Source organism: Fusobacterium ulcerans ATCC 49185, assembly GCF_900683735.1.
Classification (GTDB): domain Bacteria; phylum Fusobacteriota; class Fusobacteriia; order Fusobacteriales; family Fusobacteriaceae; genus Fusobacterium_A; species Fusobacterium_A ulcerans_A.
The window spans coordinates 2,464,285-2,481,780 of the sequence record NZ_LR215979.1; the positions used below are offsets into that span (position 1 = coordinate 2,464,285).

Consider the following 17,496-nt stretch of genomic DNA (forward strand, 5'->3'; position numbering starts at 1 on the left):
TTATTTGAATGCTCTAGCATTCTTTGATATTATCCAGCATATAATCTGGAATTACAGCATTTTTAACCAGTTTCTTTATTATAAAGACAGCTTCTTCACTTTCAAGCTGATAATTCTTTTTTAAAAAAGCACTTCCTAAGGCTGCACTTCTTGAATATCCCATTAAACAATGTATATATATCTTTTCATTTTCTTTTAAATTTTTATATTTCTCTACAACTAACTCTAAAACTGATAAAAATATATCTTCATTAAAATTACAAATATCCAAAAGTGGAAAGGAATAATATTCTCTGCTTGCTTTTTTTAATATATCATTCTCTTCTGATTCTGCTGATAGATCTATTACAATGACTTTTTTATCAGAAAGAAAAAATTCAACCTCTTTATTATTTAATTTTGAACCAATGAAAATATCAGGAGCAATCTCCTTCCAAGGTTCATTCTCATATTTTCTAAAATATTTCCATATAATATTATAACAAAACAAGTAAGGTAAATGTATTATTTTATTGTGATAGTTTATTTTTCCAGCTTTCTTTAAATATTTTGAATTGTTCTCTACATAAGATTTTCCTACAAGAAAAAAAGATAGAGAACTCCAGAATAATATTCTAGTCCAATTAAAGAATATCAATCCTAATGTAAATAATATAAAGCTGAATAAAAAATATACAAATCCTACTTTTCTATTTCTTTTATTATCTTTTTCAGGAAAAATAAAAATAGTAAACAGAGTAAGTCCCAGAGAAAATATTACATCTATTACATGATGTTGATAAATAAAAATTGTAGATAATCCCATCAGAAAAAACCAAACACAGAATAGATATTTTACTTTACTTTTTATCTCCCTATAAAATACTATGGAATATCTTCTTCCCATACAAAATAAAATGACGATACTGACTCTAAAGCAGAGCTATGTTTTCCAGCTATTTCATAGAGAAATAAAAAAATTATATAGCTTAAAGACATCCATAAAAAGCTCTGTAATGTTAAATTTACATTTTTATTTCTCATTCTTTTTCCTCAGAAGTATCATACTTAATATTTTCTTAGGAAACATCGAAAGAATAGATACTGCTATTTTCATTTTTATAGGAAATACTATTTTATCTCTATTTTCTTCAATACTTTTAACTATAATGTCAGCTGTATATTTCTCTGTCATTATAAAAGGTTTTTTAGATACATCATTATTATTCAACTCTCTCAATTTTAAAGTATCAATATATCCTGGGATAATAGCTGTCACCCCTATTCCAAAATCTGCTAAAGCCTCTCTGTACGCTCCGCATAAATTAATAACTACTCTTTTTGTTTTGCTGTATACTGATGCTCCTGGATATTCTAATAATGCTGCTACTGAAGATATTGCAGCAATATGCCCTTTTTTATTTTTCAACATAATTTCTCTTGCTATTTCAAAAGCATTTATAGTTCCTGATATATTTACTTTCAGCATATTTACAACTTCTTCCTGAGTTAATATTCTAGTACGGCTATTTGAATAATTTCCAGCTGAAGCTATCATTATATCCAGTTCCCCTTTTGAAAAATCTTTTACTGCTGTTTCAAATGACAGTTTATCATATGTATCAAGTCTATATATTTTAAGGTTCTCATGTTTTTCTACTTTATCTATTTTTTCCTGACTTCTCCCACAAATTCCTACTTCATGCCCTTGCTCTAAATATTTTTCAGCAATTGCCAATCCTATTCCAGATGTTCCTCCTGCAATAAATATTTTCATTATATTCCTCCAGTATTAATTTTTCTAAAATTTTCAGAGGTATTATGCATATTTTTATTTCTCATATTTTTTTTATTACCTTTTCCATTTATTATTGCTTCCTTGCCACGTTCATACCCATAATCCCATTGAATCTCTACATCCTCTCTAAATTTTTCATATTCATCTGGAATTGATAATTCAACTTGTAATTTGAGTAAATTCAATCTAGCTGTCACATAATGTCCCCTTAATTTAAAAGGTATATCAGATGTATCTATCCAATAGTCTCCATAGGAATCGTGTACTTCTTGCAATCTTTCATTTCCACTATAACCAAAAACTGATTTTACAGAAGAATCCTCTATTTTATCATATTCTTGTTTTAATTCCAGTATCACTTCATCTGCTAATAATTTAGCCAGTTCTATTGGAACAAGATTTATTGCTCCTCCAGCAAAATAGTTGTCATTGCATAATACTGGTTTAGTATAAAACATGTCTGAAATTGATATTCTTGCTGCTTTTAATAAGGAAAAATCTGTTATTATCTCTTCTTTTTCTGCAATTGCACTTTTCAATAAAACTTTTGATTTTATATTCAATTCCTCTTTTTCTAATAACTTCTCTATTTTTTTATCTGTAAAAATAACCTCTTGATACAGTTTTCTATCTCCACATAGTTTACCTGTTTCAAATTTATTAAACAGTATTTTAGAACCAATTATAACAATTCCAATAGAATTATTTTTTTCTTTATTTAATGTTGGAAGATAAGTTTCTAAATTTTCTGGTATATCTACTAAATATTTATCAAAAATATTTTCAATATATAATTTTTTTCTTAATTCTCTCAACTTACAGTCAATCCCTATTCTATAAAGCATTTTTTCTCTAGTTAATTTTAAAGATTTTATAAAGTTATATAGTTCTAATGACTTCATATATTCTTTTATCTCAATGTCAGTTTCAAATGAATTTATGATAGCAGCAGCTATTGCTCCACCACAGCTTCCTATGATGAGATCAGGTGTACATCCCATATTTTTCAGTGCAGAAAATATACCTCCATAAACAGCAATTCTGGATCCACCTCCAGAAAAAATAACAGCCCTCTTATATTTCTGTAATTTTTCCATATCTTTATTCCCTTCAAAAAATTTATATCTATACAAAGCTAATTCTTAACTAAATTCTACCACATTAATACTTACTCTACCATTTAAATTTTAATATAAAAAAGAGATGCTTAATGCATCTCAGACACTCAATTAATTGTTCATATTTTTAGAAACTCTAAATTTTACTGTTTTTTTAGGATATATATTCATACGTTCTCTTGTTATAGGGTTAGATATTGTTCTTGAATTTCTTTCCTTTATTTCAAATATTCCTCTATTAATGAATACTACTGTACCATCTATTTGTAAAGCTTCCTGTAATGTTTCAAGAAAAATATTAATTTTTTTTGCTGCTTTTCTTGCAGATATTTCCCCATTGCTTACTTCTTTATATATTTTCGCTAATTCTTTTTTATTCATGACTATCACTACCTTTAATCATTAAGTCTTTCATTCCTTTTCCTGCTTTGAATCTTATTACTTCTTTAGGTTCTGTATATATTGCTTTTTCTATTTTTGGTGTTATTACTTTTCTTGATTTAACCACTTTTTTTTCAAAAGTCCCCCAATTTTTAAATGTTACTGGTCCATTTTCATTTAATGCCTTTAAAAGTGTATCCCAAAATCTATCTATTTCTTTTTTTACTTCTTCATGATTTTTATTTTTATTTCTTTTTTTATAAAATTTTATGAATTCCCCTTCTGTCATTTTTCCTCCAATGTTTTATATAATTTTCATAGATCAATATCTTTGCCTACAAACGATTCTCAAAACCATATTTTTTTTAGTATTTGAAAATGTGTTCTCTTTTATATAATAAGGCGAACTTTTTCGAATAATTTTCTTTTCTATTATACTCTTTAAAATTGATAAAATCAAGATAAAAAACATTTTGGTTTTTAGGGACCTAAAAAATGCCTTCAGTAAAAATAAGGAGTTTAGCCTTCTAAGTATTCGCCTTATTATATAAAAGAGAACTTTTAGCTTTTTTACAGTTATTTTCAACTAATAACAAAGGGGCTGTTTTAAATTTGCAACAGCCCCTTTGTTATCTTTTATTAATTAATACTTATTATTTTTATTTATCTAAAAATACTTTATTGCTAAAACTTATACCCTAATCCTGCTCCTACTATCCATTCACCTTTAGTCTTGTTTTTTCCTGATTGATTATGTGAGTCTCTTTCTACTGCATAAGTTCCTTTTACATCAAATAGTACTCCATTTTCAAGTTCAAGAGCATATTTTGCATTTAATCCTATGTTCTGTTCATTTTTGTGAGCAACCAATATATCAAAGTCGTTTCCACCTTTAAATCTTCCTGTGATAAACTCCTCATCTGCACCATCTAATATTTTTGTATAGCTTACCCCTGCTGAAAGTGTACTCTTTCCTTTTTCATGAGGTATAACTTTCTTCAAGTCCACTCCTATTTTTCCTACTGTATAGTCAAATGATTTTGAATCTGTTTCTATAGCTAAGACTTTGCTTCCTTCATCTGCACTATCTTGATCTATATATGTATATGATAAAGTTCCATAAGGCTCTAAGAATAGATTATCTCCAATATTATGCAAATATCTTCCATTTAGGTAGATGTCATATGCCATATCTGAATATTTTTCATTGTAGCTGTGCCCACCAAGAGTTCTTCTGTCAGCGTCATATTCAGAATATTGTATTCCTCCTCCTGCTTTCAATGTTAGATTTCCTCTGTAATTTTCAACAAAAGCGCCAATATATCCACTGCTTCCTTCTACTTTTGACATTGACAGTTCAGCTTCACTTTTGTTTCCTCCAACTGTTACTCCTAGTGATACATTTTCAGAGTATCCATATTTACCCAACGCATATGCTCCAGTAAGCTTCATATCCACATCTGTATCTGCTGTTCCTCCATCAAATCCATGATAATTCTGTCCATAGTATGTATCTTTAGTTCCACCATCTGCATGAGTAAGTCCACCCATTATCATCCATTTATTCAGGTCTGGTCTGAAGTGATTCTCTGTCACTATATCTCTGAACATTCCTGTTGACTTTCTTGATAATTCACTTGAGAATGAATATGGAGTTTCTGTATATACACTACCTAAATACCCTAAAAGATTTGCAAGTTGTTCTTCAGATGTTCTATTGTTGTAATCATAATTTTTTCCAAGGTAAGTTGGAAGATTTAATATATCTCTCAATGTATCAAGATTATTATCTGCATCTGCACTACTATAAATACTTCTGTATATTTTATTTAATTGATTATATCTTTTTACTTCTTTTGGATTTACTATCCCATTTAGATCTGAACCTGCTCCAAGATGGATATACTCATCATAGATTTTTGCGCTGTCTATAATTGAACTTGTCTTAATTTCCATATTTTCCAGTGTTATATTTCTAACTATTATTTCTTTTCCTATTCCATTTGTTACAAAGTTTAAAGTTCCTGCTTCACTTGGTGAATCTCCTTTTATCAGCACTCCTCCATTCTTTGAGAAAGCATGAATAGCTTCTGGTATTGTTGTTTGTTTATTATCATCTTTTTGCAGTCTAAGGGTTAATATCCCTGTTTCTTCCACTGTCACTGTATCTGTTCCTGTTACTTTTATATTTTCAAAGAATGTTACATTATTATCTATATTCATATTTTTAAATCCAGATATATCATAAAGCATATTCATTCCATTTTCTGATGTTCCATTAAGAACAAGTATACTATCATTTCCAGTAGATTCTATTTTTCCATTAACTATTACATTGCCAGACAAAACAACAGCATTGTTATTTCCAGTCACTTCTATAGCAGTAGTTCCATCCTTAGTATTTATTACAGAATCTCCCTTAACAGTAAAATTATTTCCATTTCCTGTTATTTTTACAGTATTACCTTCTGAAATTCCTCCATTTACTACTGTATTATTCAAAGTAAGGATTGATTCACTTTCATTCATAATCACTGCTGTTTCATAGGCATTTATTATACTGTTATTTAAGTTATTATGTTGTCCAGTGACTTTAAGAGTATTTGTTATTCCATTTAAAACATATTTTCTATCTGAAGAAATATTTATTTCCTCAGACTTTCCATCTGTTAAAATTCCATTATCTAAACTTAAACTTTTAGTTCCAGTTATATTTTCTTTTGCTCCTTCAGCTTTAGCATTTATTATTGTATATTCATCTGCTGTAGCAGTTGTTCCAAATTTACCATAATCACTAGCTTCAGCAGTATATTTTCCTCTACTAACTTTTTTAAATATCAATCCCTCATTAGCTAGTGTTGCATCTTTTACTGTAACATTTTCTTCACTTATAAGGAGTCCATAGTTATTAAAATTAGTTATTGTTCCTCTATTCCTATTCAGTACAGCATTAGTTTTTCCATAAATAACTCCTGTATTTGTTAATGCAGATATTGCCCCATAATCATTATGAATTCCCCAACTCACTGAACCCCCTTCAGGAGTTATTCCTGTTATTAAACCATTGTTCGTTAGAGCTTCTATATCCTCAAGATTATAAATTCCACAACTTTGTACATTAATTTCTGGAGCTGTTCCTGTTATTGAACCATTATTTATCAGACTTCCTATAGCACTTCCTACTACATTATAAACTCCTATACCATTATATGAAGCTCTTCCTATTATTGAACCATTATTTATTAGACTTTCTATAGTTCCTGATTCATTATAAATTCCATAACTGCTTTCAGGCTTTCTTGTATTTATTCCTGTTACTGAACCATTGTTTATTAAACTTCCTATAGTACTTCCTGATTCATTATAAATTCCTGAACCATATCCATTATCTCCTGTAGATGTTCCCGTTATTGAACCATCGTTTGCTAGTGTTGTTATAGTTCCTGCATTAGAAATTCCATAACCTCCTCCATTACTTCCTGTCCCTGTTCCTGTTATTGAACCATTATTTATAAGTTCAAATCCCACTAAATTTCCTTCTAATTTTAATCCATAACCTTTTGTCCCAGAACTGTTATCTGTTCCTGATAATGTTATATTATTTATATAAATGCTTCCATCCCAATTGTTTTCACTGTATGGATTATCCAGACTTGTTGGTGAGTTGTTATCTGTACTGAATTTTATTGTTCCACTATCATTCTTTATCCACAAATAATTATCTCCCCCCATCGCTGTTGTACATGATAATAGCATTCCTACTACTGCTCCTATTGTAATATTTCTTCCCCTTTTTTTACTCCCACTTTTTACTGCTTTCATAATTTTTTCTATCATCTTTCCCCTCCATGAAATTTAATTCAATTTAAAAGTAAAAACTCATTATAATATTCTCAAATTGGTATAAAAAAAATCTAATTCTCTTCAATAAATGTTCGCATTTATACATAAACGAGTATTGATGAATATTTTTCAATTTTTAAGAACATTATTTGCAGATTAACTATTGACTTTTAATCAAATTTAGGGTATTATCTATCATATATGCTAAGTATTCAAAATATGGTTTAAAGGTTTTTTAGAAACAAGTAAGTAGTTAGTGTTCTCTTTTATGTATAAAAGAGAACTTTTTTTATTTCTTTTTCTTTTGCTGAAATCTCAAAATTTTCCACTTTAAAGGAATTTTTTATATTTTTTCTTTTAGAAGCTATCTGAAAAAAATTCTTTGTAATATAAAAAATCACCCACAAGGTAAATTTCCTCATGGATGATTATTTTTTTTATTAAAATATTTTTATTATTAAATTATTTTTTTTCTTTCATTGATTCAAGTATACTATTAACAAAAATATCCATTTCTTCAATTGTATTTTCATTCATAGAAGAAGTTAAAGTAACTCTTTCATTTAATACTGTCATTTCTCTCATATCTTCTAGGAATTCCTGCATTAACTTACCTGATTCACAAGCCCAAGAACCATTTTCTAATATACCAAATGTTCTTTTCTGTAAATTTAATGCTTTCATATCCATTAGATAATTATGCATCAATGGATAAATTCCTAAATTATATGTCACAGAAGCTAATACCACATGGCTGTATTTAAATGTTTCAGATATTAATTGAGATACATGAGTTTTAGAAACATCATACATTACCACATTAGTCATTCCTTTTTCCACTAATTTAGATGCCAATACAGATACAGCATTTTCTGTATTTCCATACATTGAAGCATATACAATCATTACCCCTTTTTCTTCAGGCTCATATCTGCTCCACTTATCATATTTATCTAAGAAATAACCTAAGTCATTACGCCAAACTGGACCATGTAAAGGACATATAATTTTTATGTCTATTCCTCCAGCCTTCTTCAAAAGTGATTGTACATGAGGACCATATTTTCCAACTATATTTGTATAATAACGTCTTGCATCATCAAGCCATTCTCTATCAAATTTCACTTCATCATTAAATAATTTTCCATCTAGAGATCCAAAAGATCCAAAAGCATCTGCACTGAATAAAACTCCATTAGTAAGATCAAAGCTTACCATAGCTTCTGGCCAGTGAACCATTGGTGCTGCAACAAACAGAATTTCATGTTTTCCAAAAGATATCTTATCTCCCTCTTTTACTTCCTGAGTTTTTGAGCTATCTATATGGAATCCAAATTGATTCATAAGATAAAAAGCTTTTTCATTACTGATAACTTTAACCTTAGGATAACGAAGCATTACTTCTTCAATCATAGCAGCATGGTCAGGTTCCATATGATTGATAACCATATAGTCTAAAGGTCTTCCATCTAAAACTGCTTGTATATTTTCTATAAATTGACGCCCTATTGACCAGTCTACAGTATCAAATAAAACAGTTTTTTTATCTAATAAAAGGTATGAATTATATGAAACTCCTCTAGGAATGGGATGTATATTTTCAAATAAATGAAGATGATGATCATCTCCTCCTACCCAATATAAATCTTCAGTTACTTTTCTAACATTATGCATGAATTACTCCTCCTTTATGCTTAAAACAGCTTAAATTTTTTACTCATATCTTAAACTTCAATAAACATATCCTTACTTTCTCCACATATTGGACAGATCCACTCTTCAGGAAGAGCTTCAAAAAGTGTTCCTGGTTTAATATCATTCTCTTCATCTCCTACAGCTGGATCATACTCATATCCACATCCATTACAAACGTGACGTTTCCAAGTAGGAATTTCTTTTTTAGGAACTGCTCTCTTCATTTTTTTCATTGGAGGAGCTTCTTTTTTAGGTTCTCCATTATCTAATGCAGCAGTAAGTAAAGGAAGTATCTCTTCTACGTTTCCTATTATTCCATAGTCAGCATTTTTAAATATTGGTGCATTTGGATTATTATTAATTGCAACTATTGTTGTAGCATCTTTTATTCCTTTCAGATGCTGTCCTGCTCCTGAAATTCCACAAGCTATATACAAGTTCCCATTAAATTTTTGTCCTGACATTCCTACATAACGATTCAATGGAAGATATCTTAGAGTTTCAGCCACTGGTCTAGATGATCCTATAGCAGCTCCAGCTTGTATAGCTAAATTTTTAATAAGCTCCATATTTTCTTTTGGTCCTATTCCTTTTCCTGCACTTACTACACGATCAGCTTTTGAAATAGGAGTATCTAAATCTATTCCTACTGTAAAATCATATCCATCAGCCTTTAATGCTTCTACCAAAGCTTCTACTCTTTCTTTTGCACTTCCTTCTTTTAATATCATATTTTTACGAATACCTGTTGGATGACCTTTTGAAGATGGCTTTTTAGATCCACCATCACTTTTAGGCATTTTCCCTATTAGATGAGAAGCAATAACTACTCTCTGAATTTCATTTGTTCCTTCATATATAGTACAGATTTTGGCATCACGATAAGCACGTTCTACTTCCATACCTTTAAGATATCCAGTTCCTCCAAATATTTGAAGAGCTTCATTTACTATTTCTAAACATACATCTGAAGCATACTGTTTTGCCATAGCAGATTCCATAGCATAATCTTCATGATTTTCTTTTAATTCAGCAGCACTATATACTAAGAATCTTGCTGCTCTTAATTTTGTTGCCATATCAGCTAATTTAAAAGAAATCACCTGTTGGAAAGCGATAGGTTTTCCAAACTGTTCTCTTTCTTTTGCATAAGCAAGAGCATTTTCAAAAGCGCCCTGAGCAATTCCCAAAGCCTGAGAAGCTATTCCTATTCTTCCTCCATCTAGAGTAGACATGGCAATTTTAAATCCTTCTCCCTCTTTCCCTAAAAGGTTTTCTTTTGGTACTTTTACATTATTAAATATCAATTCAGCAGTTGAAGATGAACGGATACCCATTTTGTCATAGTGATCTCCAAATGTAAATCCTTCCCATCCTTTTTCAACTATGAAAGCACTTATTCCTCTTGTTCCTATATCAGGAGTTGTAACTGCAAAAACTATATATGTTTCAGCTTTATCAGCATTTGTTATGAATATTTTCCCACCATTAAGAATGTAGTAATCTCCCTCTAATACTGCTGTTGTTTCAGTTCCACCAGCATCACTTCCAGCATTTGGTTCTGTAAGTCCAAAAGCTCCTAATTTTTCTCCTTTTGCCAATGGTACTAAATATTTTTGTTTTTGTTCTTCAGTTCCATAAGCAAAAATAGGATACGAACCTAAAGAAACATGAGCTGATAAAATTACTCCTGTTCCTCCATCTACTCTTGATAATTCCTCAACAGCAATTGCATAGCTAAGCATATCTAAACCTGCTCCACCATATTCTTTTGGAAATGGTGTTCCCAATACTCCCATTTCTCCTAATTTTTTTACAGCTTCTGTTGGAAATTCATTCTCCTTATCTAACATAAAAGCTATGGGTTTTACCTCTGTTTCAGCGAATTCTCTTATTTTCATACGCAAATTTTCATGATCTTCTGTTGTTTTAAAAAACATATACTGCCTCCTTCTGTTTTAATATTCCAAGTGACTCTTAAAACTTTTTATAATGGATACAAAATTAAATTTAATGTTTTTTTGCTATATATACATAATATCATTGTGGACTTTTAATGTCAACTATAATTTTTGTTTTTTATTGGAGAATTTTTATTTTAAATAGAACATTTTATAATGAAATTTTATTATTTTATTATCAAAAACCTCAAATTGACTTTTTTAAAAAGATTTTTGAATAGAAATGTATATAATATTTTTGCTTTATATATAACTTTACAACATTATTCGGTCAGTTCCCTTCATTTCATTTTTTTATTTATAATTTTTTTAAATAAAAAAAACAGCCTTGAAAAACTCAAAGCTGTTTAAATACATTTACTCTTCTCTATTTACTAAAAAGATTAAATACAATACTCCCCTTTTTAATCTTTCTTTTTTCTCCATTTTCATTTTCTAATTTACTTGTTCCTATCTCTGTTACATTAAAAAATAGATTTACAACTAATAAAGCTATTGGAAAAAATAGGTAAGGTACTACTTTTATCATATCCACACCTAAAGTTCCTGCTATAAATATTCCTGGCACACTCCATGGAACGAGAGTTATTCCTACAGTTCCAGTTGCTTCAACTATTCTTGTTATATTTTTATTTTTTAAATTAAATTTTTCAAAAAGTGGAAGAAATATAGATATTGGGAGAATAATTGCCAGTAGTTGTGCTCCTGTTACAAAACCTACTCCAAGAGAAACTAAAAATACAGCTACTGTAAGTTGTCTGGAACTTTTTATTCCTGATTGTATTTTATTCAAAAGGTTATCAAAAGAATGACATTCATTTATGATTCCAATAAGACACCCTATAAATATTATAATTATTACAGTTCCACTTACTTCATTCATCCCACCCCTAGCAAATAATTTTGTTACTGAAGGATCATTGAATTTCTGATTTACTCCCAATATTGTGCTTCTCATTATATCTACAGTTTTAAAATTTTGAAATATAAAGCTACTCAACACTCCCATTATTACTGATGAAAAAAGAACTATATTTGATGGTATTTTTTTTATTCCCAGAATTATAACTACAAGAGGAACTAGGAGAAGTATTGGAGTTACATTAAAAACTGTTTCCATCTCTGTTAAAAATCCATTTATATTATCCAAATTTATGTTTTCTACTGTTATGTTATTTCCAACTATTGTAAATCCTATTATAGCTATAATAAAAGCTGGTATTGTATCCATAAGCATATACTGTATATGTTCAAAAAGATCAGTTTTTCCAAGAGCAGCAGATATATTTGTTGTATCAGATAAAGGAGACATTTTATCTCCAAGAAAAGCTCCTGATACTATTGCCCCTGCTGTTATTTCAAGAGGGATTCCTACCTGTTTGGCTATTATGATAAATGATACACCAATAGTTCCAACAGAAGTAAAAGACGTTCCTGTTATAATTGCCACAACACCAGTCATTGCCATAACAATAGGAACAAAAAATCTAAAATCTATCACTTTAAATCCCCAATAAACCATAGATGGAATTATTCCTCCAATTATCCAGCTACTGACAATAAGTCCTACCAGAATAACTGTAAGGAGTGCTGGAAATACTCTTTTTACTCCGCTTCCCATTGCATCTTCAATATTTCTAAGAGTTTCTCCTCTCATAAATGCTATTGCTCCAGATACTACTACTCCTGCAAGTATGGGAGGAACTACCCCTGTTCTCCATTGAAGTATTGATATTTCTCCAAATACAATAATAAAAATTATTGGAAGAATATCCAAAATTAAACTGTTCTTAAATTTTTCTCTCATTTTTATCTCTCCTCTTTTTTGCATAAAAAAAGCCTTCTTACATAAAATTGTAAAAAGGCAAAATAACACAAAAAGACATTTCCTGAAAAGGAGATACTTTGATATATCATTAAATTAATTATTTTCCTATCCTACAATCCTACTATTCTACATAATCTTACTTTTTCGCTGCTTCTACTATTCTACTATATTACTTGTATATGATTATAAATAATTTAATCCGTTTTGTCAAGTCCTATCCTATACCACCATATATAAGTCCCAAAACTATTATTATTATTGTTCCTGGAATAAATATATATCTTCCAAACCATAATATTATGCTTCCAGTTTTAAAATTACTTCCTTTATTAATTTCAGCAATTACTTTATTTTTATCTATATAATAAAAATATATTCCTAAAGATATAACTGCTCCTAATGGAATAAGAATAACTGATACAAAATCAGCAAATTTACCAAAGTAATTCATATTTAAATCTAAAACTAATCCTATAATAAGAGCTATTATTCCTACTATCACAGCAGATTTTTTTCTTGAAAATCCAAATCTATCCATAACTGATTCTACAGGTACTTCCAACTGATTGATAGCAGATGAAAGAGCTGCAAATATAACACTTAGGAAAAATATTCCTCCAAGGAATGTTCCTCCAGGAATATGTGAAAATATTGCTGGTATAGTTATAAATAAAAGTGAAGGTCCTGCTCCAGCATCTAATCCAAAAGCAAAAGCTGCTGGTATTATTATGAATCCAGCCATAAGAGCTGCCATTGTATCAAGAAAACAAGTCTGTACTACACTTTCAAATATGTTTACATCATCACCAAGATAACTTCCATACACCAGAAGTGCTGATCCGCTAAGCCCCACTGTGAAAAATGCCTGCCCCAGTGCCATTATCCATGTCATTGGATCTTTAAGCATACTCCAATCAGGTTGAAGAAGAAAATGAACTCCAGTTATTGCATTTGGCAGAGTAAGTGATCTTACCATAAGCCCTAAAAATATTATAAACATCAAAGGCATTATTATTTTATTTATCTTTTCTATTCCTTTTACAACTCCTAATGATATAACTGCCACACTGAAAACTATCCCTATTATATGCCATGGTATAGATGCTGCCTGTCCTGCAAGCTGTTCAAAATATTCTCCATATTCAACATGATTTATAGCTCCAGTAAGATATGAAAAGAAATATCTTATTACCCATCCAAAAACTATAACATAGAATATAAATACTCCTGTTACTGATATTATAGGAATTATTGGCAGATATTTCTTAAAAGGTATCTTTGTATTTTTTATTATCTCAGGTAACCCAAATATTCCTTTTTTCATCATTCTTCCAAATGAAATCTCTCCTACAAGCCCAACTACTGCAAACAGTGCAATAAATATAAAATATGGTATAAGGAAAGCTGCTCCTCCATATTTTCCTAGTTTCCAAGAAAATAACCATATATTTCCAAGTCCAATAGCTGCTCCAACACATGAAAGCATAAATCCTATTTTACCTGTAAAACTCTCTCTTTTCTCACTCATAGTGTTCCCCCATTTAAACTAAATAGAAAAGAGGCAGGTCGAAAAATCCATCTGCCTCTTCAACTTCACCTCAACTAATATTTTTTCATCAGTTCTCTTACTGTTGAAACTACATCATCTTTAGATATTTCAAGAGTTTCTCCAGTTTTTCTGATTTTAAATTCTACAATTCCTTCTTCAGCTCTTTTTCCAGAAACAACTTTGAATGGGAATCCAATAAGATCAGCATCTTTGAATTTAAATCCAGGTCTTTCATCTCTGTCATCTATCATAGAATCTATTCCATCATTTAAAAGAGCTTCATATATCTCTTCAGCTACTTTTACCTGTGCTTCATTTTTCATGTTAGCTGGAATTACATCAACAATATAAGGAGCTAAAGCTGTAGGCCAGATAATTCCAAATTCATCATTATTTTGTTCTATTGCTGAAGCAAGAGTTCTTGATACTCCTATTCCATAACATCCCATCAACATTACTTTACTTTCTCCCTTATCATCAAGGAAAGTAGCATTCAGAGCTTTAGAATATTTATCTCCAAGTTTGAAGATATGTCCTACTTCTATTCCTCTTGCACTGTGAAGTTTTCCTCCACATCTTTCACAAGTTTCTCCCACCTTTACAGTTTTAATATCTGCTACTATGTCAGCTTTGTAATCTCTTCCATAATTTACATTTATGTAATGAGTGTCCATCTTGTTTCCACCAGCTGTATGGTTGTTTATTTCAGTTACAGCAGTATCTGCTATTACTTTTATATCTCCTAATTCTATTCCATATGGTCCAATAAATCCTTTTATCAATCCATGTTTTTCAAGTTCTTCATCTGTAAGAAGAGCAACTTCCACAGCATTTACTATATTTTTAAGTTTTGTTTCGTTTACTTCATAATCTCCTCTCATTAAAACCATATATACCTGATCATTTCCCATATCTCTATACATCATAGCTTTTACAGTTTTGCTGTAAGGAATATTAAGGAATTGTACAATATCATCTATTTTAGAAACATTTGGAGTATCTATTAATTCTGCATTTTTAAGTTCTTCCACTGGAGATGCTTCCACTCTGCTCACAGCAGTTTCCACATTTGCAGCATATGAGCAAGAATCACAATAGATGATTTCATCTTCTCCAGAGTCAGCTAATACATGAAATTCTTGAGATCCGCTTCCTCCAATTGCTCCTGAGTCTGCTTCTACTGGTCTAAATTTAAGTCCGCATCTTGAGAATATTCTTGAATAAGTATCTCTCATATTTAAGAATTCTTCATCTAAAGATTCAGCAGTTGCATGGAAAGAATAAGCATCTTTCATAACAAACTCTCTTCCTCTCATAAGTCCAAATCTTGGTCTTATCTCATCTCTGAATTTAGTTTGAATTTGATAAAGGCTCAATGGAAGAGCTTTATATGAAGAGATGTCATTTCTTATTAAGTCAGTAACAACTTCCTCATGAGTTGGTCCTAATACAAAATCTCTTTTATTTCTATCTTGAAGCTTCATCATTAGAGGCCCCATTACGTCCCATCTTCCACTTTCTTTCCATAATTCAGCTGGCTGAAGAACTGGCATCAATATTTCCTGGGAACCTGCTCTGTCCATTTCTTCTCTTACTATATTTTCTACTTTTTTCAAAGCTTTATACCCTAGTGGTAAGTATGTATAAACTCCACTTGTAAGTTTTTTTATCATGCTTGCTCTCAATAGAAGTTTATGACTTGCTGTTTCTGCTTCTTTTGGAGTTTCTTTAAGTGTTTTTATATAACTCTTGCTAAATCTCATTTTACCCTCCGAATTTTCTATAATTTACTCTATATTTTATCACATTTCAAATATTTTTTCCATACCCTAATTATTCAAGTGTTTTATTCTCTACTTTTTCTCGATATTAAAAAGTCGTATATAAATAAAATAAGGACAGCTCAAAAGCCATCCCTATCAATCTACCAAATATTTTTTAGATATAAATTATTTAGCTTTACAGCATTCTCCATGAGAATGATCTGTATAATGATGAACATATTCCTCTTTACCTCTACATATAAGTGTTCCTTGAATATATGCTTTTATTGTATCTTCAATATTTCCCTCAGCTCCAAGTATTATTTCTACTCCATTATTTTTTATAGCTTCAAATACTGTTGAAGCCATATGCCCAGTAATTACAACATTTACATCTTTATCTTTTAATAGTTTTGCTGCTGCCCCATGAGCCTTTTCCAATTTTTCTGTAATACCTTGTGCTTCCACTACACCATTTTCTATTACACAAATAAAAAATTTGTCACTGTGACCAAAATGTTTTTCAATATTTACTCCATCCTTTGTTGGAAATCCTACTACTTTTTTCATTTTTTCCTCCTTTGTACTCCTTTAGTTTATGATAATCATTATTTTTTATAAAACTTTCTTAATATTTTATCTTGTCTTTCTATTTTATCTTCCAGTTCTGCTTTGGTTTTTGCAATCATTTCATATACAAGATATTCAATAGGTAAAGATTCTATTATATCTATTACTCCTTTATTTTCAAAAGGATCATGATAATCTATAGAGTTAATGTGGATGTATATGTTATTCATAACATCTTCTATATTCAATTCTTTATCCTTATGTTCTTTTACTGCCTGCTTCACATACTCTCCTGATAAAGAATAATTGAGATGTATTCCAAAAATATAACTTTTGTACTCTCCAAGATTTTCTATATTCTGCTTTACATAAGCTACAGCTTCATCTGAATTTTTAATATCTCTATTATTGTTTATCATATGCCCAGTATCCAACATAAACCCTATATTTTTATATTTTACATTCTTTAAGATATATTCTACTTCTTTCTTATTGATAAGTTTTAATCCTGGCCACCATAAGTTTTCCAATAAAAGTTTAAAAGTATATTCTTCATTAGCAAATAAATCATTTATCAATGACACAACGCTTTTTAAAACTTCTTCATCTGAATATTTGAAATCATAGGTCATACTTTCTGTGACTTTTGAATTACAAGCATGAAGTACTACATACTCCACTTCTAATTTTTTTGCTGTTTTTAATTCTTTTTTATAATATTCAATTAATTCTTCCTTGCCGTTTTCTCCACCACATAAAGATTTAAAATATTTTTTATCCCTTAACTCTTCATATAGTGCATTTAAATCTTCATTGTATAGCTCCAGCCAAGATGGAAAGAAACGCATATGATAACCTTTAATATAATCTTTTAAATAAGTATTATCTACCTCTGTAAATTTTATTAATTCAAACCCATCAAACCCATATTTTGAAATATAATACAACATATCTTTTTCTATTTCATCACTGTTAAAAAAGTCTGTTCTGTTCAATAGCTTATACATTCTT

At 29.8% G+C, this 17,496-nt stretch carries 13 protein-coding genes; all 13 read right to left on the minus strand.

Translation table 11 applies throughout. From position 1 onward, the window contains the following. Window positions 1–13: 13 nt before the first annotated feature. The 13 genes from E0E45_RS11025 to E0E45_RS11085 all read right to left on the minus strand — a co-directional run bounded on the left by E0E45_RS11025 (window position 14) and on the right by E0E45_RS11085 (window position 17,492). Entirely contained in the window at window positions 14–886 is an 873-nt protein-coding gene (locus tag E0E45_RS11025; RefSeq protein ID WP_232044107.1) for a dual specificity protein phosphatase family protein, read from the minus strand. Window positions 887–1,012: 126 nt separating this feature from the next. Next, on the minus strand, window positions 1,013–1,756 hold the full coding sequence (locus tag E0E45_RS11030; RefSeq protein ID WP_130891214.1) for an SDR family NAD(P)-dependent oxidoreductase: 744 nt from the start codon (window positions 1,754–1,756) through the stop codon (window positions 1,013–1,015). Next, window positions 1,756–2,874: a patatin-like phospholipase family protein gene (locus E0E45_RS11035; protein ID WP_130891215.1), complete on the minus strand. Its 1,119-nt coding sequence runs from the start codon at window positions 2,872–2,874 to the stop codon at window positions 1,756–1,758. Before E0E45_RS11035 ends, E0E45_RS11030 begins: the two co-directional genes overlap by 1 nt. 132 nt (window positions 2,875–3,006) lie before the next feature. After that, window positions 3,007–3,276 carry an HU family DNA-binding protein gene (locus E0E45_RS11040; protein ID WP_130891216.1) on the minus strand — a complete coding sequence of 90 codons (270 nt, stop codon included), beginning with the start codon at window positions 3,274–3,276 and terminating at the stop codon, window positions 3,007–3,009. Next, a complete protein-coding gene (locus E0E45_RS11045) occupies window positions 3,269–3,565 on the minus strand; it encodes an HU family DNA-binding protein (protein ID WP_130891217.1) in 297 nt (98 codons plus the stop codon). The genes E0E45_RS11040 and E0E45_RS11045 overlap by 8 nt, the downstream gene beginning before the upstream one ends. Before the next feature lie 395 nt (window positions 3,566–3,960). Beyond that, window positions 3,961–7,113 (minus strand): autotransporter outer membrane beta-barrel domain-containing protein, encoded by a 3,153-nt coding sequence (locus E0E45_RS11050; RefSeq protein WP_130891218.1) that lies wholly within the window; start codon window positions 7,111–7,113, stop codon window positions 3,961–3,963. Between the two features lie 468 nt (window positions 7,114–7,581). Next, window positions 7,582–8,793 (minus strand): FprA family A-type flavoprotein, encoded by a 1,212-nt coding sequence (locus E0E45_RS11055; RefSeq protein ID WP_130891219.1) that lies wholly within the window; start codon window positions 8,791–8,793, stop codon window positions 7,582–7,584. A 50-nt stretch (window positions 8,794–8,843) separates the two neighbouring features. Beyond that, the gene (locus E0E45_RS11060) at window positions 8,844–10,754 is read right to left on the minus strand and encodes an acyl-CoA dehydrogenase family protein (protein ID WP_130891220.1); all 1,911 of its coding nucleotides are present in this window, start codon (window positions 10,752–10,754) and stop codon (window positions 8,844–8,846) included. A 388-nt stretch (window positions 10,755–11,142) separates the two neighbouring features. Further along, the gene (locus E0E45_RS11065) at window positions 11,143–12,582 is read right to left on the minus strand and encodes a Na+/H+ antiporter NhaC family protein (protein ID WP_130892343.1); all 1,440 of its coding nucleotides are present in this window, start codon (window positions 12,580–12,582) and stop codon (window positions 11,143–11,145) included. A 235-nt stretch (window positions 12,583–12,817) separates the two neighbouring features. Continuing rightward, complete coding sequence (locus E0E45_RS11070; RefSeq protein WP_130891221.1) at window positions 12,818–14,131, minus strand: sodium-dependent transporter; 1,314 nt, start codon at window positions 14,129–14,131, stop codon at window positions 12,818–12,820. A gap of 74 nt (window positions 14,132–14,205) precedes the next feature. Beyond that, window positions 14,206–15,915: a proline--tRNA ligase gene (locus tag E0E45_RS11075; RefSeq protein WP_130891222.1), complete on the minus strand. Its 1,710-nt coding sequence runs from the start codon at window positions 15,913–15,915 to the stop codon at window positions 14,206–14,208. Window positions 15,916–16,101: 186 nt separating this feature from the next. After that, on the minus strand, window positions 16,102–16,485 hold the full coding sequence (locus E0E45_RS11080) for a NifB/NifX family molybdenum-iron cluster-binding protein (RefSeq protein ID WP_130891223.1): 384 nt from the start codon (window positions 16,483–16,485) through the stop codon (window positions 16,102–16,104). Between the two features lie 38 nt (window positions 16,486–16,523). Continuing rightward, complete coding sequence (locus tag E0E45_RS11085) at window positions 16,524–17,492, minus strand: TIM barrel protein (protein WP_130891224.1); 969 nt, start codon at window positions 17,490–17,492, stop codon at window positions 16,524–16,526. Window positions 17,493–17,496 lie beyond the last annotated feature (4 nt).

Coding starts and splice junctions, on each gene's coding strand:
- E0E45_RS11025 (WP_232044107.1), bottom strand. CDS start 886: ATGGGAAGAAGATATTCCATAGTATTTTATAGGGAGATAAAAAGTAAA.
- E0E45_RS11030 (WP_130891214.1), bottom strand. CDS start 1,756: ATGAAAATATTTATTGCAGGAGGAACATCTGGAATAGGATTGGCAATT.
- E0E45_RS11035 (WP_130891215.1), bottom strand. CDS start 2,874: ATGGAAAAATTACAGAAATATAAGAGGGCTGTTATTTTTTCTGGAGGT.
- E0E45_RS11040 (WP_130891216.1), bottom strand. CDS start 3,276: ATGAATAAAAAAGAATTAGCGAAAATATATAAAGAAGTAAGCAATGGG.
- E0E45_RS11045 (WP_130891217.1), bottom strand. CDS start 3,565: ATGACAGAAGGGGAATTCATAAAATTTTATAAAAAAAGAAATAAAAAT.
- E0E45_RS11050 (WP_130891218.1), bottom strand. CDS start 7,113: ATGATAGAAAAAATTATGAAAGCAGTAAAAAGTGGGAGTAAAAAAAGG.
- E0E45_RS11055 (WP_130891219.1), bottom strand. CDS start 8,793: ATGCATAATGTTAGAAAAGTAACTGAAGATTTATATTGGGTAGGAGGA.
- E0E45_RS11060 (WP_130891220.1), bottom strand. CDS start 10,754: ATGTTTTTTAAAACAACAGAAGATCATGAAAATTTGCGTATGAAAATA.
- E0E45_RS11065 (WP_130892343.1), bottom strand. CDS start 12,582: ATGAGAGAAAAATTTAAGAACAGTTTAATTTTGGATATTCTTCCAATA.
- E0E45_RS11070 (WP_130891221.1), bottom strand. CDS start 14,131: ATGAGTGAGAAAAGAGAGAGTTTTACAGGTAAAATAGGATTTATGCTT.
- E0E45_RS11075 (WP_130891222.1), bottom strand. CDS start 15,915: ATGAGATTTAGCAAGAGTTATATAAAAACACTTAAAGAAACTCCAAAA.
- E0E45_RS11080 (WP_130891223.1), bottom strand. CDS start 16,485: ATGAAAAAAGTAGTAGGATTTCCAACAAAGGATGGAGTAAATATTGAA.
- E0E45_RS11085 (WP_130891224.1), bottom strand. CDS start 17,492: ATGTATAAGCTATTGAACAGAACAGACTTTTTTAACAGTGATGAAATA.